This is a genomic window from uncultured Draconibacterium sp. (assembly GCF_913063105.1).
In the GTDB taxonomy this organism is placed as follows: Bacteria; Bacteroidota; Bacteroidia; order Bacteroidales; family Prolixibacteraceae; genus Draconibacterium.
On record NZ_CAJXYQ010000001.1, the window covers coordinates 132,207 to 153,796 of the forward strand.

Here is a 21,590-nt window from a genome sequence, read left to right on the forward strand (position 1 = left end):
TTTTAATAATCTTCTTTAATTACCTGCGGCCTTGGCGTGATTACAATTGTTGTAGTATATTCTTCCGTATGGTTCGACGGATTCTGGCAATCTTCAACCCAGTAAGTAATGGTATGGGTAACTTCCTGGAAAGTAACTCCATCGCCCCATAAATAAATATCCGCCGGGTTGCCCGTTACCGGGTCAGTATACATTGAAGGTTGTCCTGTTCCACAAATGGTATCGTGCGAAACAGGAGTTCCATTATCAGGATCAGGCGTATCGCTAAAAGCAATACACCAATGTATTCGGTCAACCATGTCTATGGAATCGCAGCAATTATCTTCAAGCGAGGTTAAATCAAGGAAAGTATCTCCTGCAAACATGGTACGATAGTCTACCGGGTATTTTTCCATATTCGGATTAACATGATTGAATACCGGATTTGGATTCGATTCGTTGTATGTAGCCCAATGCAACGGATCTACACAGTTTTCATACGGTTCAACAGTAAATGTTGGCGGAATGGTATCGATTACCTCTATCCAGTGCGAACAGGTATCGTAACCCGAAAGATTCTCGGCCCGCCAGTAAATGGTTGTTACTCCCAATGGGAAATTAATATCGCCCATTGGAAACGCATCACCTGGTGACGGGCTTATATAATTACCTGTAGAATCCGGTCTTCCATCCGCCCAATCAATCGTGAACGTCCAGGTTATAGGAGGAACACCTTCAATTAATTCCGGAACTCCGGGATCAAAAGTCGCTTCACAATTGTTTTCGGTGCCATCAAGATAAATAGTCGTATCCGGCGGACATTCAATATCAGGAGCACCAAGTACAGTGATGTCATGGCTACATTCCACAATGTGTCCGTGCCCATCTTCAAAAGTGTAATAAATTGTAGTTGTTCCCAGGTTAAAGGTGTCGGGATATTGCACCACATTAATACCGGGTTCCAGTTCCTCATTTTCAAGTTCTGCCAGTGTAGTTACCCCACTTACGGTCCAGGTAAGTGTAGAGTCGCAGTTATCCCAGAAGTACGGAAGCGGTATATCAATGTCAGAAGCATAAGGCTTATCAAAGTCTGCCTGAATAACGGTGTCATCGGGACATACGAGTTCAGGTTCCAAATCGAACACTTCGAAGGTTTGCACACAAGTAGTATCGTTGCCTGAATTGTCGCTGATGGTCCAGGTTACAGTATGCACACCAATTGGATAATTCCCGCTGGCATTGGTTGAGTCGGTTGTTGCAGCATACGGACTATCGTGGTTGATGGAATAACTGGCCGTTAAACAGTGATCGTTAATGGTTGGCGGAAGAATATCTATCCAGGCATCGCACGAGAAGGAATCGACAGTAGCATTGGCAGGATTAACCGGACAGGTGTACACTTGCCATGGTATGTCAACATGTAAAATAGTAACAGTAAATGAACAACTCACCGAATGGCCATCAGGGTCGCTAATGGTATACGTAACCGTATTCACTCCAACCGGAAACTCCATATCGGCCGGAATAATATCAACTCCTGTTGTATCCCAGTCGCCAAATTCCGATTCAATCAGATAGCTTAAGGTTAACGAATCTGCGTCCCAACAGGTAAACGTTATAGTGGGAACCGGTGGCAGAACTGCGGTTTTTGAACACCTGTCGGTTGATAAGGTTTCGGTTACATCAAAAACACCACTACAATTTATCTCCGGAGGATTAACACTTTCGATGGTTACCGTAAACGAACAGTTGGCACTATTGCCATCAGGGTCGCTAATGATGTAAGTTACGGTTGAAACGCCGGGATTAAATTCGAAATCTGTCGGTACATAACCCGTATCGGATGCTGTTGTTGCCCCGCTTATGGTATACGACAGGATTAACGAATCTAAGTCCCAACAAGTATAGGTAATAGTAGGAACCGGTGGCATAACAGTGGTTTTCGAACAACTGTCTGCCGATAAGGTCTCCGCTACATCGTAAACGCCATCACAATTTATTTCCGGAGGCTTAACTTCTTCGATAGTTACCGTAAACGAACAGTTGGCACTGTTGCCATCAGGGTCGCTAATGATGTAGGTTACGGTTGAAACGCCGGGATTAAATTCGAAATCTGCCGGTATGTAACCCGTATCGGAAGCGGTTGTTGCCCCGGTAATGGCATACGACAGGGTTAACGAATCTAAGTCCCAACAAGTATAGGTAATGGTAGGAGCCGGTGGCAGAACAGTGGTTTTCGTACAACTATCTGCCGATAAAGTCTCTGCTACATCGTAAACACCATCGCAATCTATTTCCGGAGGCTTAACTTCTTCGATAGTTACCGTAAACGAACAGTTGGCACTGTTGCCATCAGGGTCGCTAATAATGTAGTTTACGGTTGAAACACCGGGATTAAATTCGAAATCTGTCGGTACGTAACCCGTATCGGAAGCGGTTGTTGCCCCGGTAATGGTATACGACAGGGTTAACGAATCTAAGTCCCAACAGGTAAAAGTAATGGTTGGAACCGGTGGCAGAACAGTAGTTTTCGAACAACTGTCTGCCGATAAGGTCTCCGCTACATCGTAAACACCATCGCAATCCAATGCCGGTGGTGTAACACTCTCGATGGTTACGGTAAATGAACAGCTGGCACTGTTGCCATCAGGGTCGGTAATGATGTAGGTTACGGTTGAAACACCGGGATTAAATTCGAAATCCACCGGTACATAACCCGTGCCGGAAGCTGTTGTTGCCCCGCTTATGGTATAAGAGAGGGTCAGGGAATCCTCGTCCCAACAGGTAAAAGTAATGGTGGGGGCCGGTGGCAGAACAGTGATTTTCGAACAACTGTCTGCCGACAAGGTCTCTGCAACATCATAAACCCCATCGCAATCCAATTCCGGTGGTGTAACACTCTCGATGGTTACGGTAAACGAACAGGTATCACTATTGTTATCAGGGTCTGTAACCACGTAGGTCACAGTTGAAACGCCGGTTGCAAATACAGTATTGGCAGGAACATAACCATTACCAGAACCTGTTGTCGCTCCGGTTATTGTATAAGTTAATGTCAATGAATCGAAATCCCAACAGTTGTCAAAATATCCTGGTTCAGGCAAGGCCGTTGGCGTTTTTGAACAGCTATCCAGTGCCAGGGTCTCGGCAACATCGTCAACATCATCACACTCAATATTAGGCGGAATGGTATCTACAATCTGAACAAAGAAGTTACACTCATCCCAATAGCCATCCGGGTCGGTTACCCTATAAGTAACATATGATGTTCCAACAGGGAAATCAATATTTGTAACAACACCTTCCCCAATAGAATCTAAAGCCCCGGTAATTACATAGGTTAAATCGAGTGAATCAACAGGCCAACAATTATCTGAGATATCCGGATCTACCAGATTATCCGGTACTTTTGAACAAAGATTTGGAGCGGCAGCTTCAATTACATCAAAACAATCATCAATATCGATTGCAGGAGGTATGGTATCCACAATAGTAACGGTAAATGAACATTCGGCAAATAAGCCGGCATCATCAGTTGCTCTGTAGGTTACAATTGTTGTTCCCACAGGAAATGCAACACTTGCAACGGTTCCTGTTCCACCAATACTATCTAAAGCACCGGTTGACGACCACGTTAATACCGGAACAGAACAATCATCGGCATAGGTAGGATCTTCAAGCAAACCAGGTACTTTTGAACAAGAATTAGCAGCGGCGATATCCTGTACATTTGGCGGACAAACAATTGTTGGAGGCAAGTCGTCGATAACTGTAAATGTTGCAGTAGTTGATGCTGAGTTTCCACAGTCATCGGTAGCTGTAAATGTTACTGTTCGCGATAGGCTGGCCGCAGTTCCTACCCATGTTGTTGAAGCCGTATCTGCTGTCCAGTCGAGATCAGGATCGCAAAGGTCGGTAGCGGTAGCTCCTCCGTGATTTGCCAGCCACGAGAGATATCCCGGTTCCTGATCGGGTTCAGTAGTAGAACATTGAATGGTTGAATCGATTGCCGGAGTAATTTCGGGCATCGTGGTATCGGTTACATAAATATAGCCATAGGCCAGGGTATCATTCGAACACTGATCCTGAGCATTAAAGGTTACCATTACGGTATCGCCACAAATCATGGTAACCCCGGGGCCATCGTAATAATCGTTACCCGGTGTAAACTCAATGGTATCACCTACTTCGTTTACATATTCTGCGGTTGGAATATTCAGCCAGTCGGAAATTTGCTGGGCATAATCAGTGGCATTACATTCTAACACCAATGGTGGTGGAATATCCCTGATGGTTGGTCCGGTAAGGTCGTAAATCATTTCGAAACTAAAGGTATCGCGGTTACAACCCAATCCGGTTGTATTATCGATAACCACAATGGAATACCAGCCACCGGTAAGCGGTGTATACGAAGGAGCTGTAGATACCGGCGTGCCCGAAGGATTGGCTCCGATATACCATTCCAAATCGTAAACTCCGGCCGGGTAAATGGTTGGTGATACCGTTGGAATATAATCTTCGCAAATAAGGTCGGGATTAATATTTAGTTCTACATTAATGGCTTCGCGGATAAAAACATCAACAGTATCGCAAAGCTCCCCGCCGTATAAATTGTCGCAAAGTGTTGCACTAATATCGCCACAAACTTTGTACTGAATATGATCGGTATCCAAATCAAGCGGAGCATTAAAACGAACAATGGTATCGGTTGTACTGCTCAACAGGTGGTCGTAATCGCCTACGTTACCGGGATAAATACTTGTCCAACGCGGGTTAGAGAAATCACCTGTTACACTCAAAATTTCGTCACATTCCTCACGGGTTTCAATATCGCCACTGGCAATAACTCCGTATACCTGCCTAAATGTGTAATCATTATCCTGAGGCTGATTTGCCTGCGCATGTTTACAGAAAGTAAACAAGTGGAAACGTCCGGAAGGCAAACAAACCACATCGCCACCATCAATTTCCGAACAGTCGAGCTGCCAGTCCTGTCCCGGAGGTGTTACATGGTCGATTAAAATTTCTACACCAATTGCCCCATCATCCAGTCGCACTTTAAACGACGCACAGAACAGGTTTTGTGCACCCGGTTCGTTTTCGGCTCCACAACACTTGTCGTTTTTTACCACATCGTAAAAAGTGGTATCCTTGTAGGGTTTATTTAAGAAATCGGCAACATGCAGGGTGTTGTTGTATAAACACTCCGAACAGGCTCCACACGATGCATCCTGCACAATATAAATGGTTTGCTCAAATTCAATAAAGTTGTTACACTCATCAGTCACACGCCAGGTGCGCACTACCTGGAACGGACAATAACCGGCTTCGTTATCCAGATCGTGGGCAATCTCGTCAACCAGCTCTATGGTTGTTGAGCTGCACTCGTCGTAATAATCCATTCCGGCTGTACTTGCTGCCGGTATATCTGCCACACAGAGTACTGTTGTATCGCCGTTATTTACAATCACCGGGTCTACATTATCTACCACGGTAATTCTTCTCATTACGGTGTCGGCATTGGCACAGGCATCGGTAGCTACCCAATAACGGTTAACGGTATAACTTCCCGGGCAAGACCCCTGGGTAACCACATCGTAATAACTAATTGCAACGTTGTTGTCGCAATTATCGTTTGCGGTGGCCATACCTCCCAAAGCGGCAGGTGTGGTATCGCTCACACAGCTAAGTGCTGTGTCGTTAGGTAACCAGGTAAATACCGGTGCACTTAGGTCTTCAACGTAAATCAACTGATCGTCTTCTGTAAAATTGCCGGCCTCATCGGTAACTACCCATGTACGGGTAAAGCTATAGCTACTTCCACATAAACCGGGCAGGGTATCATGGTCGTAGTAAGTGGTATGATTAATCAGGAAAGTATCGGGTGCACAGTTATCGTTGTACAAACCACTTGGCGGGTATCCGGCAACACCCGGACCGGTTGCTCCATTACAGGCCGCATCGGCAGTTTGAGTAAAATCGGCTGGAGGCGTAAAGGTAGGCGCAACATTATCTTCCGGAATTATAGTAATGGCTGCACTAATCACACTGTCGCATGAAGGGAAGCCCATATCGTAGGTAAGCACCCGGTAATAGGTTGTTTCGGTTAAACGAGGCGGACTGTAGTTATTGGCAGTAGCGCCGGCTATCGTTGCCCAGTTACCACCATCGGTACTGTCTTGCCACTGGTAATTGTAAGGCCCTGTTCCGCCACTTGGCAAACTTGAGAAGGTAAGCGCAGCAGGGAAGTCGTTGTAGCAAATATTCTGACTGGCAGAAATAAGTGGTGCCAGTAATTCTTCGTTGATAACAATGGTTCCGGTGGCACTGGCCGGATCGCAGAAACCGGTGGTTGTTAAGGTAAAATTATAGGTATTGGCAACCGTTGGTGTTCCGTAAATCAGGTAACGTCTGTTGCTTGCATCAAAAGATTCGCTTAAACCAATGGGTAAACTGCCCGAAGTTACCGACACATCATAAACGCCATCGTTCACCGTATAAACTAAAGTATCAATCGGAACATTCAGACAGAACGTTTCTGTTTGATTGGCCGGAAGCAATTCGGCATCTTCAATAACAACAAGGGTACCGGGTGCCGACTGTGCATCGTCGCAGGTATATCCGGCGAGGCCCGACAGATAAACCGAATAATTACCAGCATCGGCCAGGGTAATATTACTTATAGTTAAGGTATCGGAATTTACACCACTAATATTTCCGCCATTAACAAGGTTTACACCATCTTTCCGCCACTGATAAGCTAATGATCCACCCGGGATAGCCTCAATCCAGAAGGTCAGGTTTTCACCGGCGCAAATACTATCGGAAACAAAGGAGTTAGTCACTTGAATTTCTTCGTCAACATTGAGCGACACGGTATCGGAAACGGAAGTGTCGCAGGCTGTAGGGCTGGTAATTACCACATAATAGTCGTTCATGTTTGCCGATGTGGCATTGGTAAATTGCAAGGTGGCTGATTGCGCACCGTTAACAGTTGCCGAGTTGCTTACCGCAGTTCCATCGATAAAATACCACTGGTAGCTTAGGTTATCGCCTGCTGCCTGAACAAAAAGTTCGGCTGTATCGGTTGCACAAACTCCGGTATTTACGGGTTGTGTTGTTATGGTTATCACCTCTTTGATGGTAAGCGTCATTGATGCTGAAGCGGGGCCACAATCACCCGTTGGATCAGCTGTAGTAAAGGTTAGCACAACTGTTTCGTTAAAAATATCGCCGTTGCTTGGAGTATAAACTGCATTGGCATCGTTCAAATTGCTAAACGAACCTGTTCCGTTGGTACTCCAGGTACCGATTCCCGATTCCACCCAACCATCCAGCATTATAGTGGCATCCGAGCATATCATGGTGTCGTTGCCTACCGAAACCCCAATGGTAGTATCTACGGTTAAAATCATGGTATCTGCAATCGCTCCACAATTATTTCCTGATGGGTCGTTGGTGGTCAGAATCAAAGTATCTTTTCCGGCAAAGCCCGGTTCGTGGGTGTAAACCGCATTCAAAACAGTTGGATTGGAGAAGGAGCCCAGTCCGGACAAAGTACTCCAGGTAGCCGAAATGGCTGATCCACCAATAGCTCCATTCAGAATTATGGTTGATCCCTCGCACACCCGGTCGTCGATACCTGCATTTACTGTTGGTGCCTCATCGATGGTAATAAGCACCTGGTCGCTTACCGGGTTACAAGGTCCGGTTGGATCGTTGCTTGTTAGCGTTAAGGTAACCGAACCATCAGTTATTTCATCGGCACTTGGCGTGTAGCTTGCATTCGGTGTCGTATTATCGGGCGAAAAGATTCCATTTCCACCACTCCAGGTTACCGCAGTGGCTCCACCCCCAAACGAAGCGTTAAGCTGAGCAAATGACAAGGCACAAATACTGGTATCGTTTCCGGCATTTACCGTTGCACCCGGATAAACAATCACCCAAACCGTATCGGACACAGCATCGCAAACACCCGCAGGAACGTTGCTTGTCAGTACAAGTTGGAAACTATCGGAAACTGCTTGGGCTGCCGAAGGTGTATAAACAGCATCCATGGTTGTGGCGTTTGGTGCAAAGCTTCCGGCACCTGTCCACGTTGCCGAAGTGGCTGCTCCTCCATAGGATCCGGCTAAAGTCACCGTTCCGTCGGAACATAGCTCCAGGCGAGGACCAGCATCAACCGTTGCTGCCAGATTCCAGGTGATCGTCATTTGATCCGACACTGTTCCGCATGGCCCGGCCGGATCGTCGCTTGTTAACGTTAAGGTTAGTGTTCCGGCATTTACCTCACCAGTAGTTGGCGTATAAGTAGCATTTACATCGGTAGCGTCAGAGAATGTTCCTGCCCCTCCCGACCAGGTTACCGAAGAAGCTCCTCCACCTACTGTTCCCGCTAAACTAACCTCAGGGCTTGAAGAACAAAGGGTTTGATCGGCTCCGGCATCAACTGTTGCCAATGGATTAACTAATATTGTAGCGGTAGTATCCAGTACTCTTTGGCAGGTGTTATAATCATTATAAACCACCCGCAACAAACGGAAGGTAGCATTGGCTGTCAACGGATCGGTGGTAATAGTTACTTCCCCACTATCATCAATTACTGTGGTTTCTGCCACATCAAGATTCACCCTGTAGGTAAGCGTAGAGTTGGGTGTTCCGGTAACAGTTACCGTTGCTGCACTACCCGAACAAACCGTATCAACCGCAGTAATTACAGCTGTTGGTAAGGGCAAAATTGTAACTGTCATGGTATCGGATAAGTACCCACATCCAGACACACTGCTTGTGGTAAAAATCCGGATTCTTAATGTTCCGGAAGTAAAGGCATCCGGGAAATTAAATAAGGTAGTCAACTCATCCGGATCGTCAAAATATACAGTTTGCGGATGATTTTCCGGATAGTCTATAGATTCCCAGTCCCATTCTGTTTTTCTATCAATAGCTCCACTAATTTCTCCTTCCATATTAATAAAACGGGTACCACTGCACACCACCTGGTCAGGTCCGGCATAAACCGTACCTGTGGCCGATACCGTTACCTCATAAGTTGTAGCTGTGCTGCTTCCGCATGCATTGTCTGCAGTAACCGTAACATCTCCGGTAGACGCCCCGCTTGGTACAGTTACAGAAATCGTGGTTGTTCCCTGACCGGAGTCAATAATCCAGCCGGATGGTACCGTCCAGGTATACCCGGAAGCATTCGTTACGGGATCGATAGTATAAAATGTTGATATAGCCGGGCAAATTGCCGAAACTCCTGTAATTGCAATTGGCGCTGATGGTGCAGTGCTGTAGCCGGTTACACTAATCGAACTTGCCAAACTCTCACCACATTCGTTTTCAGCGGTTACGGTAATTGTTCCACTGGTAGAAGCAGCCGTTACAGTAATGGTATTTGTAGTGTCGTCAACAGAATACGTCCACCCTGAAGGAAAGCTCCAGTTGTAGCGAGTTGCATTAGGAACAGCACTTACCGAATAAGTATACAAATCGGTGGCACAAACGGCAGTATCTCCGTTAATAGCTCCCGGAACAGCCGGTGTGCCTGGTGCTACCTCAACAGCAAGTGTTCGGGCCAAACTGGTTCCGCATGAGTTGGTGGCCGTAACCGAAATATTTCCATTTTGTCCGTAAGTTCCTGCAGTAACCTGAATGGTTGTATCGTCAACAGTTGTATAGCTCCATCCTCCCGGTACACTCCAGTTATACGCCGTGGCATCGGTAACACTTTCGATGTAGAAAGTTCCTGTAGTTTCCGGGCAAAGCGGGGTGTTTCCGAAAATGGCTGTTGGTTGTGCAGGCGCTCCGGGGCTAACCGTAACATCAACCGAATAGCAGGATGTTGTATTGCAGGTTCCCTCAGCACGCACCCAATAGGTATAATCACCAGGCGAAGGATTTACCGTAATGCTGGTTCCCGTTCCAATCTGTGTACCGCCGCACGATCCGCTATACCACACCCATTGTGCGCCTGTTCCGAGCGATCCTCCGCTCAGGGTTAATGTTTTACTTGTTCCCTCGCAGGTATTGTTGTTGGGATTGGCAATGGCTGTAGCCGGCGACGACAAAGTGCCGACACTTACTGCCAATGTTCGTGCCGCACTTGTTCCGCATGAGTTTCCGGCAGTGACGGTTATATTACCACTGGTGCCAGCTGCTCCGGTGGTAACAGTAATGGTTTCGCTATTTTGTCCTGAATCGATGTTCCAGCCTGCCGGTACCGACCAGGTGTAGGTTGTGGCATTAGTTACGCTTGCGATGGTGTATGTTTCGGTAGTTGCCGGACAAACTGCCGCAGTTCCGCTTATAGCTCCCGGAATTGCAGGCGTACCCGGACGTACCTCGATATCTATTCTGCTACTTTGCACCGTTGCAGGTGAAGCACAGCGCGCATTGGATGTCATTTCAACGGTTACCGTGTCGCCATCGCTTAATGAAGCGCTTGAATAAGTTGGCAAATCAGAACCAACATTAATCCCATTTACTTTCCACTGGTACGATGGATTGGTACCCGGATGAGTCTCGGTATCTACATCAAATTTAACGGTTTCGCCCGGACAAATTGAAGTGTTATCAGCCGTAATTGTTACGGCAGGCACCAAAATCGGATTCACGGTAATAGCAGCCGATGCACTTGTTGCAGTGGTTGGATTGGCACAGTTGGCATCGGAAGTAATAATTACACGATAATAATACAAAGCCGGAGTTAACGAACTGGTTGAATAAGTTTGTTTATTGGCTTCCGAATCACTTAAGTTAGTCCAGTTTGTATTGTCGCTACTTATTTGCCACTGGTAAGTTGGATTTGGCCCCGGATTGGTAACGGTAGCCTGAATTTGCAGTAATTCTCCCTCGCACAGATCATCGCTCGATTCCAAAATAGTTACCGACGGGATAACCGTAGGATTAACCGTCATGGTATAGCCAAAGCTGGTGCCCGTTTGCGAGCAGGGGGAATCAGTCCAAACATCTAAAGTAACTTTCTCTCCATTATCAAAATTATCGTAAGTAAAGGTTGTCCCATTTGCTCCGGGTACATCTACACCATCAATCTGCCACTGGTAGGTTGGCGTGTAAATACTGGTTCCAGTTACATTGGAAGTAAATTCAACGGTTTCGCCTTCGCAAATAGTGGCGCTTCCAACAATGGTTATTTGAACCGCCGGATGAATAATTGGATTAACAGTAATGGTAAAGGTTTCGGGAGTACCATAACAATTCACCCCTCCGTTTGAATAGACAGGTGTAACATTTATTGTTGCTATCACAGGCGTATTTCCGGTATTAATGGCTGTAAAGGCAGGAATATTTCCGGTACCGTTTGCTCCCAGTCCAATGGTCGGCTCGTCATTTGTCCACTGGTAACTTGTTGCATTTCCCGAAAAGTTGATGGCTGTTGTGGCTTCACCTTCACAAAGTTCCTGGTTTCCAACCGCATTCACTGTTGGCGTTGGATTAACTGTAATGGTAAAGGTTTCTGATGAGCCGGTACAGCTCTCTCCGCTATTGGTGTAAACCGGCGTAACCGTAATGTTGGCCACCTGAACAGTTGTACCAGTATTGGTAGCTGTAAATGACGTAATATTTCCTGTGCCAGTGGCTGAAAGGTTTATGGAAGCATTGTCATTTGTCCAGTTATAAACTGTGCCTGCCACCGAACCGGTAAAGTTTATAGCTGTGGTATTCTCGTTATTACAAAGCACCTGATTTCCCGGATTATTAACCGATGGAATTGGATTAACGGTTACAACAACCACTACCGAAGCACCTGTACAGCCATTGGCTGTTGGCGTTATGGTATAACTGGCTGTTCCGGGAGAAGCTCCGGTAGCTGTTAAGTTTTGGGCGATGTTTGTTCCGCTTCCTGCTGAAGCTCCTGATACTCCGGACTGGCTTACATTCCAGCTAAAGCTTGTTCCCGACACGGTACCCGACAAAGCAATGCCTGTTGCACTACCAGAACAAATAGTTTGCGACGCCGGAGTTGCTGTAACGTCGGGTATCGGATTAACAACCACATTAATTGCATCATTAGCGGTAAATCCATTGCCATCGGTCACAGTAACCGTATATGTTCCTGAGTGTGTAGTTTGTGCATTGCTAATAGTTGGATTTTGACTGGAGGAAGAATAACTACTCGGACCTGACCAGGTGTAGATTAAGGGAGCGTCTCCTGAACCTGTGGCCGTTAAATTCAGATTTTCACCTACACAAAGTGGGGTATTCGCTCCGGCAGTAACCGTTGGGGGAGCAAGTGTTATGCCAGTAAATATTATTGGCCCATTATCAGTAATTCCACTTATTGAGATTGTGTTGCCACTAGCCGAATTATTGTCTTTAATCCATGGCAGACTTCCAGTCCAGACACCTGCTGCAATTTCAGCTTCTGTTCCGGTAATGTCTGCATTGGGGTAGCTTGCTGTTGCCGAGTAGGTAGGACTGTTTATATCATTTAAAGTAATGGTCCAGTACCGTGTCAGGTAATGCGAACTACTGGCATTATTTGTATATTTTTCATCGGTAGTTGTAATTTCTATGTATGGATTTGCCCCATAGGAGCTTACGGAACTTATTACAATATCCACCGATACATCATTCCCGGCACCATCGTCAAGCGGGAAACTGTATGTACCTGTTCCTGTAACTTCCTGTTGCAGTGCATTGCCATTTAAATCGATGGTTGTAGCACCATTCAATGCGAGATCATTCACCAGCAAATCGCTCTCCAGCACTATATCTGCATTGGCTGAGGATGTAATTCGATCAAGCGGTATTTCACTGGAAATATTAAAATCTGTACCGGCAGGAGTGGATGCATTTCCAAACTGGAAAGTTCCACCGCTTGTATTTTTGGTTCCGGTACCACTTAATAAACCGAGATCAAGCTCGGTAGTTGCCGTACTTGGATTCTGGAACACAATGGTTCCTCCGGTAAAAATAAAGTTACCGGCAGAAGTTACCTGCAACGATCCGACATTACTTAATCCGTTGCCTGCTGTACAAAGCGTAACAGTTCCTCCACTTATACTTATTCCTGATGTAACTCCGGGTGGGCTCAATGTTCCTGCTGCCGAATTATAAAGTCTACCTGCAATAGCAACATCCCCACCTGTAACAATAAAGGCTCCATCAGTCTGGGTATGAACTTCGTTGCCTGAGTTTGTTCCAAAACTTACCGTGCTTCCCGGCGCCACTCTGACAAGTCCCTCATTGGATATTGAGAAATTACCAGTTAAAAGATCTCCCCCTGTCACATCAAAGCCTGCATCCGACTTAATATCAAGACCATTTGATGGATTAACAGAAAAACTGTACGATGCCGGTATTGTTACCAATCCGCTGGTCATTGTTAGTTGGCCACTACTTAACACACTAACAATACCATTAATTGTTAAAGTAGAAGAAAGTCCATCATCTTTATTAATAATCAAACCTTCAAAATTGGTTGTGCCGCTAATAACAGCATTGCCGGGTCCGGTAAATTCAATAACGCCATTAGTTCCGCCATTATAGGTAGCATTGTTGGTCCAGTTACCATATACCTGCAAGGTAGTAGCAAGGTTGGCTCCATGGTTCAATTGCCCTCCCGTTTGAATGGTTATATTATTACATACTGCGGCGGCATCTATAGTAACAGTTACTCCGCTTGGAATAATAACATTATCTGCTGAAGTGGGCACATTGCCACAACTCCATATGGAAGCATCGCTCCAATTACCTGAGCTAGCTGTGCAATCAGCCATTCCCGATTTCAGAACAACAGGCGCTTCCTCTTCTGCTTCTTCACCCACAACAATCACATGCTCCACCTGGGCCACATTTCCATCGGCATCGGCAATGCTGTAGGTACGGGTAATGGTGTAGGGGCAGTTAATTCCTGAACTTTGCTGATTTTCGTACGTGAAGCTGCCAAAATCAATGTTACAATTATCAAAGGCCATTCCTCCGGCAGCAGTAAATTGCTGCCAGCTCGTATAGGCATCGGGTACAGCATCGCCACAACTCACTTCAATGGCATGAGGTGCATAAATTTCCGGGGCTTCCTCATCAACAATGGTAATGGTAAAACTATGTTCTACAATGTTGTATTCAATACCGTCGTTAATAGAGTAGGAAACCACTGTAGTACCCACCGGGAATGAAGTACCCGGTTCATGGCTTAACGCAACAAGAATTTCACCGGGGCTGGCACAGTTATCGCTGACCACGGGAACGCCCCAGGTTACAAAGGCATAACAATCTCCGGCATCAGCCCTAACCGTTATATCCTGTTGTGGGTTCTCCAAACGCGGCACCTGGTTATCAGAAACGGTAACGGTAAAAATGCAGTGGATTGGATTGTTGTAAAGAGTTGTACCGCTGTAGGTAATTAGCGTTGTACCTTCGTTAAAGCTGTAACTGCCAATTTGATTTATGCCTGTACTGGTTGAAGTTGCCTCGGTGGCGCCAGTCATTTGCCAGCTCAGTCGGGCTATTTGTCTTTGCGGATCGTACAAATCGAGGCCATTGCTAATTACCGCAACGCAGGAGTTGAGGTCGGTGTAAGTGGTTATATTTTCCGGACAAGCGATGCCGGTTGTATCGTCGATAGCCACATAGTTTTCGGGTGTTTTTGCCGGTAAAATTGCTGAAATTGGAGACAAAGAATGACCATCAACAGAAAGGGTTGCAGCAGGAAGCAAGGCATAAGTCTTGTCTTCTACAGCGTTTAATTCCGCAAAACCAAGAAAAACAGCTAAGAACAGGAGTGCTGTTTTTAAAGTCTGGTTATGTTTTGATTTGGTCACTTAACAATTCTTTGTTTACGAGGCGTCGTAAAATTTTTACATATTCAATTTCATTTAATGTTAAACCATCATTTCTTCGGGTTTGTCTATTCGTCCATCGTCATTAAAAGTACCTGGCCCGCAGGTAACTACGGCCAAAAAAGTCCATATCAAAACCAAAGGTAAATTCAAAAGTACCGTTCTGATAAGGGTATATATCGTTGTAAGTTACATCCATAGCAAAGCCCACCCTGAATTTATTGCTAAACATCCAGTTGCCGGTAAAACACACGGCACCTCCGGTGCGCAACATTACGCCCAGCCACAATTTTTCGCGAATCATAAAATTGGCTGCCGCATCGAGCTGCAAGGGTGTTCCCCAGGTTGCACGAACCAGCAGAGTGGGTTTAAAAACAAAATAATTAAAGGGATCGAGCGGAAGCACATAGCCGCCGTTTAAATAAATAGTGCGCACTTCGGCACTGGTGGAGTAGTTGTGAAAATTCTCTTTCAGGTCGTTCTCCACAATCTTAGGAATGGAAAATCCGGCATAAAAATGATCCTGGTAAATAAAAATGCCAAAGCCAAAATTGGGCAGAAATTTTAAATCTACATCTTCATCAAAAGCTCTGTCGTACTTATCGTCGGGGTACAGCTGGTATTCGGTAAGCGGATTTTTGTAGTTGGTAAAGCCAAATTTTACACCCATTCGCATACGTGTTCGGCGCGAGAGGTAAACTTCGTAGGCATAATCGCCTAAAACGGTAAGGCGTTGTTCCAAACCAAACTTGTCGTTCATAATGTTGAGACCAACACCAACGGCTTCGTTTCGCATGGGAGAATGAAATGAAATGTATTCAGTCAGAGGAGAGCGGTTAATCCCAGCCCACTGTTTTCTTACTAACGTGGTGAACCCGATCTTTTCCCAAATACCTGCATACGCCGGATTGATGATCTGGCCGTTATACATATATGAGGTGAAAATAGGGTCTTGTTGTGCACCACACTTAAGCGATATTAGCAAGACAAATATCCCTAGTACAACAATTCTTCTAATGACGATACAAATTTTCTCTTTACAACTAGGGCAAACTACGACAATTTATTAACAAATGCAACCCCAGACCACCTAAAAAGATATTCACAAAACCCTAATTTTTTCGGGACTTTCAGGATTTTCCTTGTTAATTGTCCCACAATGGGAATTGTTAATAACTCTAATTGGCACAATAAAGCTGTTTTTGCTGACCAAAAGGCGCTGTATTTAAGAGTTATAGGTATTTATTTCGCCTTGCGACGTATAACCTTCTTCGGGATAAGAGCCCGGATTTTCATTCAAAAACAATAAATTCAGTTCGGAAATTAGTTGTTTGCCGTTGCTTTAACGGCTTCGGTAAATACCCGAAAGAAGTTTCCTCCCCAAACTTTAGCTATCTCTTCTTCAGTATAGCCACGTTTTACCATTTCGGCGGTAATATTAGGCATTTCACTTACATCGGCACAATCGGCCAATCCGCCGCCACCATCAAAATCGGAGCCAATGCCCACATAATCAACACCCACAAGTTTTTTAACGTAATCAATATGGTCGACATAATCGGCAACAGCAGGCAGTTGTTTGGGGTATAAATCATCCAGTCCTCTCCATTTTTTTCGTACTACTTCCTTTTCATCTTCCGACATGCTACTCCATTGGCTTGAAAATATTTCGCGCAGCTCCTGTTCTTTTTGGTAGCGTACTGTAGTGGTATCCGGGTCTTTTACGTAATCATCCAACAAACAAATTTGAATTACGCCGCCATTTTTTGCCAGGGCCTTAATCATTTCGTCGGTCATGTTACGGTTGTGATGTGCAATAGCACGTACACTGGAATGTGAGGCAAAAACCGGAACTTCGCTGAGTTCAACAACATCAAAAAATGCTTTATCCGAAATATGCGACACATCAACGAGCATGCCCAGGCGATTCATTTCTTTTACTACCTGTTTACCAAAAGTACTTAATCCGTCATGTTCAGGCCCTTTTCTATCGGTTGACGAGTCGCAGATATCGTTATTCGACGAATGACAAAGCGTGATATACCGAACACCCTTATTGTAAAACTCTTCTACCCGCTCTAATTCGGTGCCAATCGGGAAACCATTTTCCATGCCGATATAAATGGCCCGTTTGCCTTCTTTCTCCAGCCGAAACACGTCTTCAGGAGCCGTTGCCACCTCGGCCAGCTCGCTGTATTGGGCACAAACTTCGTAGGTTTTTTCAATCATCTTATTGGCCAGAGTATAGGCCTCCTGTGTGTTTTCGGCTGTTCTGGGACGCTGACCTGTAAATGCCGCAAAAAAAATGGCATCCAGTCCTCCCTCTTTCATTCGAGGAAAATCAACACGACTGCCAGGTGCCTCATTCTTTTTTCCCACATCCAGGTTTCCCCGTACCAGGGCCATAGGTGTATCGCAATGTGTATCAACGGTTATCGCCCGCCGGTGAATGGCTTCAGCTTTTCCATCCTGTCCTTCTCCAAATCCTTTAAATCCTGCCAACAGTCCCCCAACTGCTAACAAAACAGTAAATGCCTTAATCATAATATGTTTTTATTTTGCTATTAAACAACAAACAATATTAACAAATGTATTTTTTTATTTATCCGAAAAAAGCAAAAAGTGAGGCAAAGAGGGCAAAACTTAAATCAAGCCAAATATTTAATACACTACGGAATAAATAAGGTGAAATTGATTTTCAATCCTAAACCCGGGACAAAGCGCTAAAATTTCAGGACTTTACTGAGGAACTTCGTTGGAAACCTTTTGTGCTTTTAAGGTTTCGCTGACATGAAATACAAACTGAAAACTATCTTTGCAGCAATGGCAGGAAAAACAAATCGTTACCGTTGGCTTATTTTACCGGGCATCGCCCTGGGATTTTTTCTGCTTACACAAATCCTCCGGCAACAGCCCATATTTATCGAAAAGTATTATAGCAATGGCATTTACCCCGTGCTTGCCCTTGTTCTTTCTCAATTCTCTTCGCTTTTCCCTTTCTCGCTTGCCGATCTGCTTTACCTTTTTCTGCTTTTATTTCCTGTTGTTTTGCTGGTTTTGGCGCTACTGAAAAAACAAAAATGGAAGCAAACTGGAAAAGCCATGGTAAAACTGTTTTCAATAAGCTACATCCTGTTTTACCTGTTGTGGGGTTTTAACTATTTCAGGGTGCCATTGCAACAACGGCTTGGTGTTATTGACCGTGCCCCCAAGAGCGAAGAATTTGTAGCTTTCATTCACAACTACATCATCGAATTAAACAACTTGCACTGTAGTTTTGAGAATTTTGGCAAAGAAGAAAGCGATAAAATGATTGAGGAGTCGTACCAAAACCTGGCAACAATTTTCAACTTTAAGTACCCCATGGGGAAACGCCCGGATAAAAAAATAAGCTTTAGCCGCTTTTATGCAAAATCGGGAATAACCGGCTATTTTGGCCCTTTCTTTAATGAAGTTCATGTAAACAAATTGGTTTTACTTGTTGAATACCCCTATGTTTTGGCGCACGAAAAAGCCCACCAGCTGGGTGTTACCAGCGAGGCTGAAGCCAATTTTTATGCCTGGCTGGTGTGTACGCAAAGTTCTTCTTCTCAGCTTCAATATTCCGGCAAATTATTTATTCTGTTTCATTTGTTGCGACAGGCATATGGTTTGGAAGCCTACGAGCAATTAATTGAAACCATTTCGCCCGAAGTTAGGGCCGACATTAAAGCTATTCGGGAACACCACGCTGCCTTACGTAACGAAAGGCTGGACAAAGCAGCATCGAGACTGAATGATGCCTACCTGAAAAGCAACAATATAAAATCGGGGATAAAAGATTATACCGGCGTGGTAGATCATGTTATGAACTTTTCGTTAGATTCAGCTTTTCAGCAGCGTTGCGGGCTTGCTCCCAAATAATTTCAGCTATTTTTAGGCCTTAACTTTGTTGGAAAGGCTGTCGGAAGAATATGCCGTTTCCTGTTCCAACTTCAAATCATTTTTATGAAACTCACACCCATATCTGCCGGTCATTTTCATTGCGATGGAGGAGCTTTGTTTGGAGCCATTCCGAAAGTATTATGGAATAAAGCATACCCGTGCAACAACGATAATTTTACCCAATTAACCCTGCGCTGCTTGCTGGTTGAGCTGGACGACAAAAAAATTCTGATTGAAGCAGGAATTGGCAATCATTACCCGGAAAAACACCTTAAAAACAATGGAGTAACTTCGGTAACGGCACTGGAAAAATCACTACAGGAAAAAGGCTTTTTACCCGAGGATATTACGGATGTATTTTTTACCCACCTGCACTGGGACCATTGCACCGGAGCTGTTAAAAACACCGGTAAAAAACTGGAATTGGTATTTCCCAAAGCCACACTCTGGAGCAGCAAAAAACAATGGGAACACGCCAAAATTTCAAATCCACGCGAAAAAGCTGCCTACCATCGCGAGGTGCTCGATTTTATGATGGACACGGGGAAACTGCAGTTAATTGACACGGAAGGAGAGTTTGCTCCGGGTTTTGAAATAAGAATGTTTGACGGCCATACTCCCGGGCAAATGCTGCCACTTTTACACACCGAAAAACACAGCTTCGTTTACACTTCCGACCTGATTACAACAGCTGCCAATGTTCCGCAACTTTGGATTTCGGCCTACGATTTAGACCCCGTGAAGGTAATGGAAGAAAAAGGCCGGTTTTTACAAGAAGCTGCAGAAAAAAATTATGTGCTTCTTTTTGAACACGATTATTACACCGAATGTGCGACAGTTCAGAAAACCGAAAAAGGAGTGCTGCTAAAAGAAAAACTGGAACTGGCTGCCTTAATTTAAGGACGCTCCAAAACAGGCACAGCATATTTTATTACATTTGAAGATTTCAGGCTAAAACCAAATAATGAACAAAAAGGTAAGTATTTCGCTGCAACCACTTGGCAAAACAATTGAAGTAATAAAAGACACACCGCTAATTGATGTCCTTCATGAGTTTGGCGTTGAGTTTCCGTGCGGAGGCAAAGGAACCTGTGGCGCCTGTAAAATAAAAATTCTTAAAGGTGATTTAGCTATTGATCGGGTTGAAAAAGAGCGGCTGCAAAAATTGAAACTTGGCCCCGAATGGCGGCTGGCTTGTTTTTGCAGTGCCAATACCAACCTTACCCTGGAAATTACCCAGTTTGAAAATATTATTCTGGCCGACAACAGCGCCTTTGAGTTTAGCCCGGAAGAAGGTTATGGAATTGCTGTTGATTTGGGCACCACCACACTGGTAGCCCAGCTGGTAGACTTAAGCAACGGGCACATTATCGATTCAGTTTCTGACGTAAATCCGCAGGTAAAATACGGTGGAGATTTAATTGCCCGTATCCAGGCCTGCCTTGATGGGAAACAGCAAGAAATGCAAAAGCTGATACGGGTAAAAATTGCGAAAATGATTGCCCAGCTGGAAAAAAACCATCCGGTAGAATTTGCAAAAATTGAGTTGGTTGGAAATACGGCCATGCACCATATTTTCTGCGGACTGGATGTGCAACCGCTTTCTTTTTACCCTTTTGAATCGCCGGTGCTCGGTGTTCAGACTTTTACAGCAGAAGACCTGGACTGGCAACTTCCCGGTAGCCCGGAAATCCGCTTTCATGCCTCTATCGGAAGCTTTGTAGGCAGCGATATTCTGGCCGGAATTGCCGCCACAAAAATGGCAGAAAAAGAAGCCTACTCCCTGCTTATCGACCTGGGCACCAACGGCGAAATTGTGTTGGGCAACAAAAAGCAGATAATTTGTGCATCAACCGCAGCCGGACCGGCTTTTGAGGGGGCAAAAATTAACCAGGGCATGCGGGCAACCACAGGGGCTGTTTCGTCGCTTAAGTTTAAAGACGGAAAAATCGAGGCTCATGTGATTGGCAATGTGGAAGCCAAAGGAATTTGTGGCAGTGGATTAATTGATGCAATGGCGATTTTACTTGAGGAGCAAAAAATTGGTTTGTTTGGCGAAATTAACTCGGGCGAAGAAGCCATTGAGCTTACTCCGGGAGTTCAGCTTCAGCAATCCGATATTCGCGAATTTCAGTTGGCAAAAGCCGCCATTGCCGCCGGTGTGCAAATATTGTTAAACACCTTAAATATTAGCAAGAGCGATGTGGAAAAAGTGTTTATTGCTGGAGGGTTTGGCAATTTCCTGAATCTTAAAAATGTGATCCGGACCGGCTTGCTCGAATGCGAAGAAGCGAAAATTACAAAACTGGGGAACACGGCATTAATCGGAGCCAAAATGTTTCTATTCCAAGATGAAAATTATACGCAGGAAATCCTGTCAAAAACAAGCCATATTAACCTGGAAGGCGATGGCACTTTTCAGGATATTTACATTGAAAAAATGATGTTGCTGTAAATTAAACTGTCTATTTTCCCTGCTTCTTTTGCATTGCACACTTTTTGTAACTTCCTTAATTTAACTAAATACAGCAATCAAACTTCCCTAAATTAGCTAAATTAGGCAACTAAACTTCCCCAATTTGTGTTTTTTAGTTAAAATGAGTAATTCAAAAATCACTGTTATTAAAAATTATCTTTGATGACTTTCTTCTCAGAAACTCAGCCAGCTAAAAACCTATTTTAGCACATACGACCTTATTTACATTGATGAAGCCCGGCGTATACCATCAATTGGCCTCGAACTAAAACTTTTAACCGATCAAATTCTCAACACGTAAAATTAAAATACCCAAAGCATGGTCAAAAAATTATCCGAAAGCAAAATTCCAGGTAATTTCAAAAGACAATTTCTTCGACTATTTTAAGCTGAATCCACATTCC

The 21,590-nt window shown here is 44.7% G+C and carries 6 protein-coding genes; 3 read left to right on the forward strand and 3 right to left on the reverse strand.

Translation table 11 applies throughout. The features are described 5' to 3' along the window. Window positions 1-2 precede the first annotated feature (2 nt). From QZ574_RS00450 to QZ574_RS00460, 3 genes are all read right to left on the reverse strand, one after another. Entirely contained in the window at window positions 3-14,768 is a 14,766-nt protein-coding gene (locus tag QZ574_RS00450; protein ID WP_297085586.1) for an HYR domain-containing protein, read from the reverse strand. Window positions 14,769-14,871: 103 nt separating this feature from the next. Beyond that, window positions 14,872-15,849, reverse strand: coding sequence for a type IX secretion system membrane protein PorP/SprF (locus QZ574_RS00455; RefSeq protein WP_363313253.1), 978 nt, complete (start codon window positions 15,847-15,849; stop codon window positions 14,872-14,874). Between the two features lie 260 nt (window positions 15,850-16,109). Beyond that, window positions 16,110-17,330: a dipeptidase gene (locus QZ574_RS00460; RefSeq protein WP_297085588.1), complete on the reverse strand. Its 1,221-nt coding sequence runs from the start codon at window positions 17,328-17,330 to the stop codon at window positions 16,110-16,112. Window positions 17,331-17,576: 246 nt separating this feature from the next. Here QZ574_RS00460 and QZ574_RS00465 point away from each other — a divergent pair, with 246 nt between their 5' ends. The 3 genes from QZ574_RS00465 (at window position 17,577) to QZ574_RS00475 (ending at window position 21,165) form a co-directional block, all read left to right on the forward strand. Continuing rightward, complete coding sequence (locus QZ574_RS00465; protein ID WP_297085590.1) at window positions 17,577-18,689, forward strand: DUF3810 domain-containing protein; 1,113 nt, start codon at window positions 17,577-17,579, stop codon at window positions 18,687-18,689. Window positions 18,690-18,773: 84 nt separating this feature from the next. Beyond that, window positions 18,774-19,610 carry an MBL fold metallo-hydrolase gene (locus QZ574_RS00470; RefSeq protein ID WP_297085592.1) on the forward strand — a complete coding sequence of 279 codons (837 nt, stop codon included), beginning with the start codon at window positions 18,774-18,776 and terminating at the stop codon, window positions 19,608-19,610. Between the two features lie 64 nt (window positions 19,611-19,674). Further along, on the forward strand, window positions 19,675-21,165 hold the full coding sequence (locus QZ574_RS00475; RefSeq protein ID WP_297085594.1) for an ASKHA domain-containing protein: 1,491 nt from the start codon (window positions 19,675-19,677) through the stop codon (window positions 21,163-21,165). Window positions 21,166-21,590 lie beyond the last annotated feature (425 nt).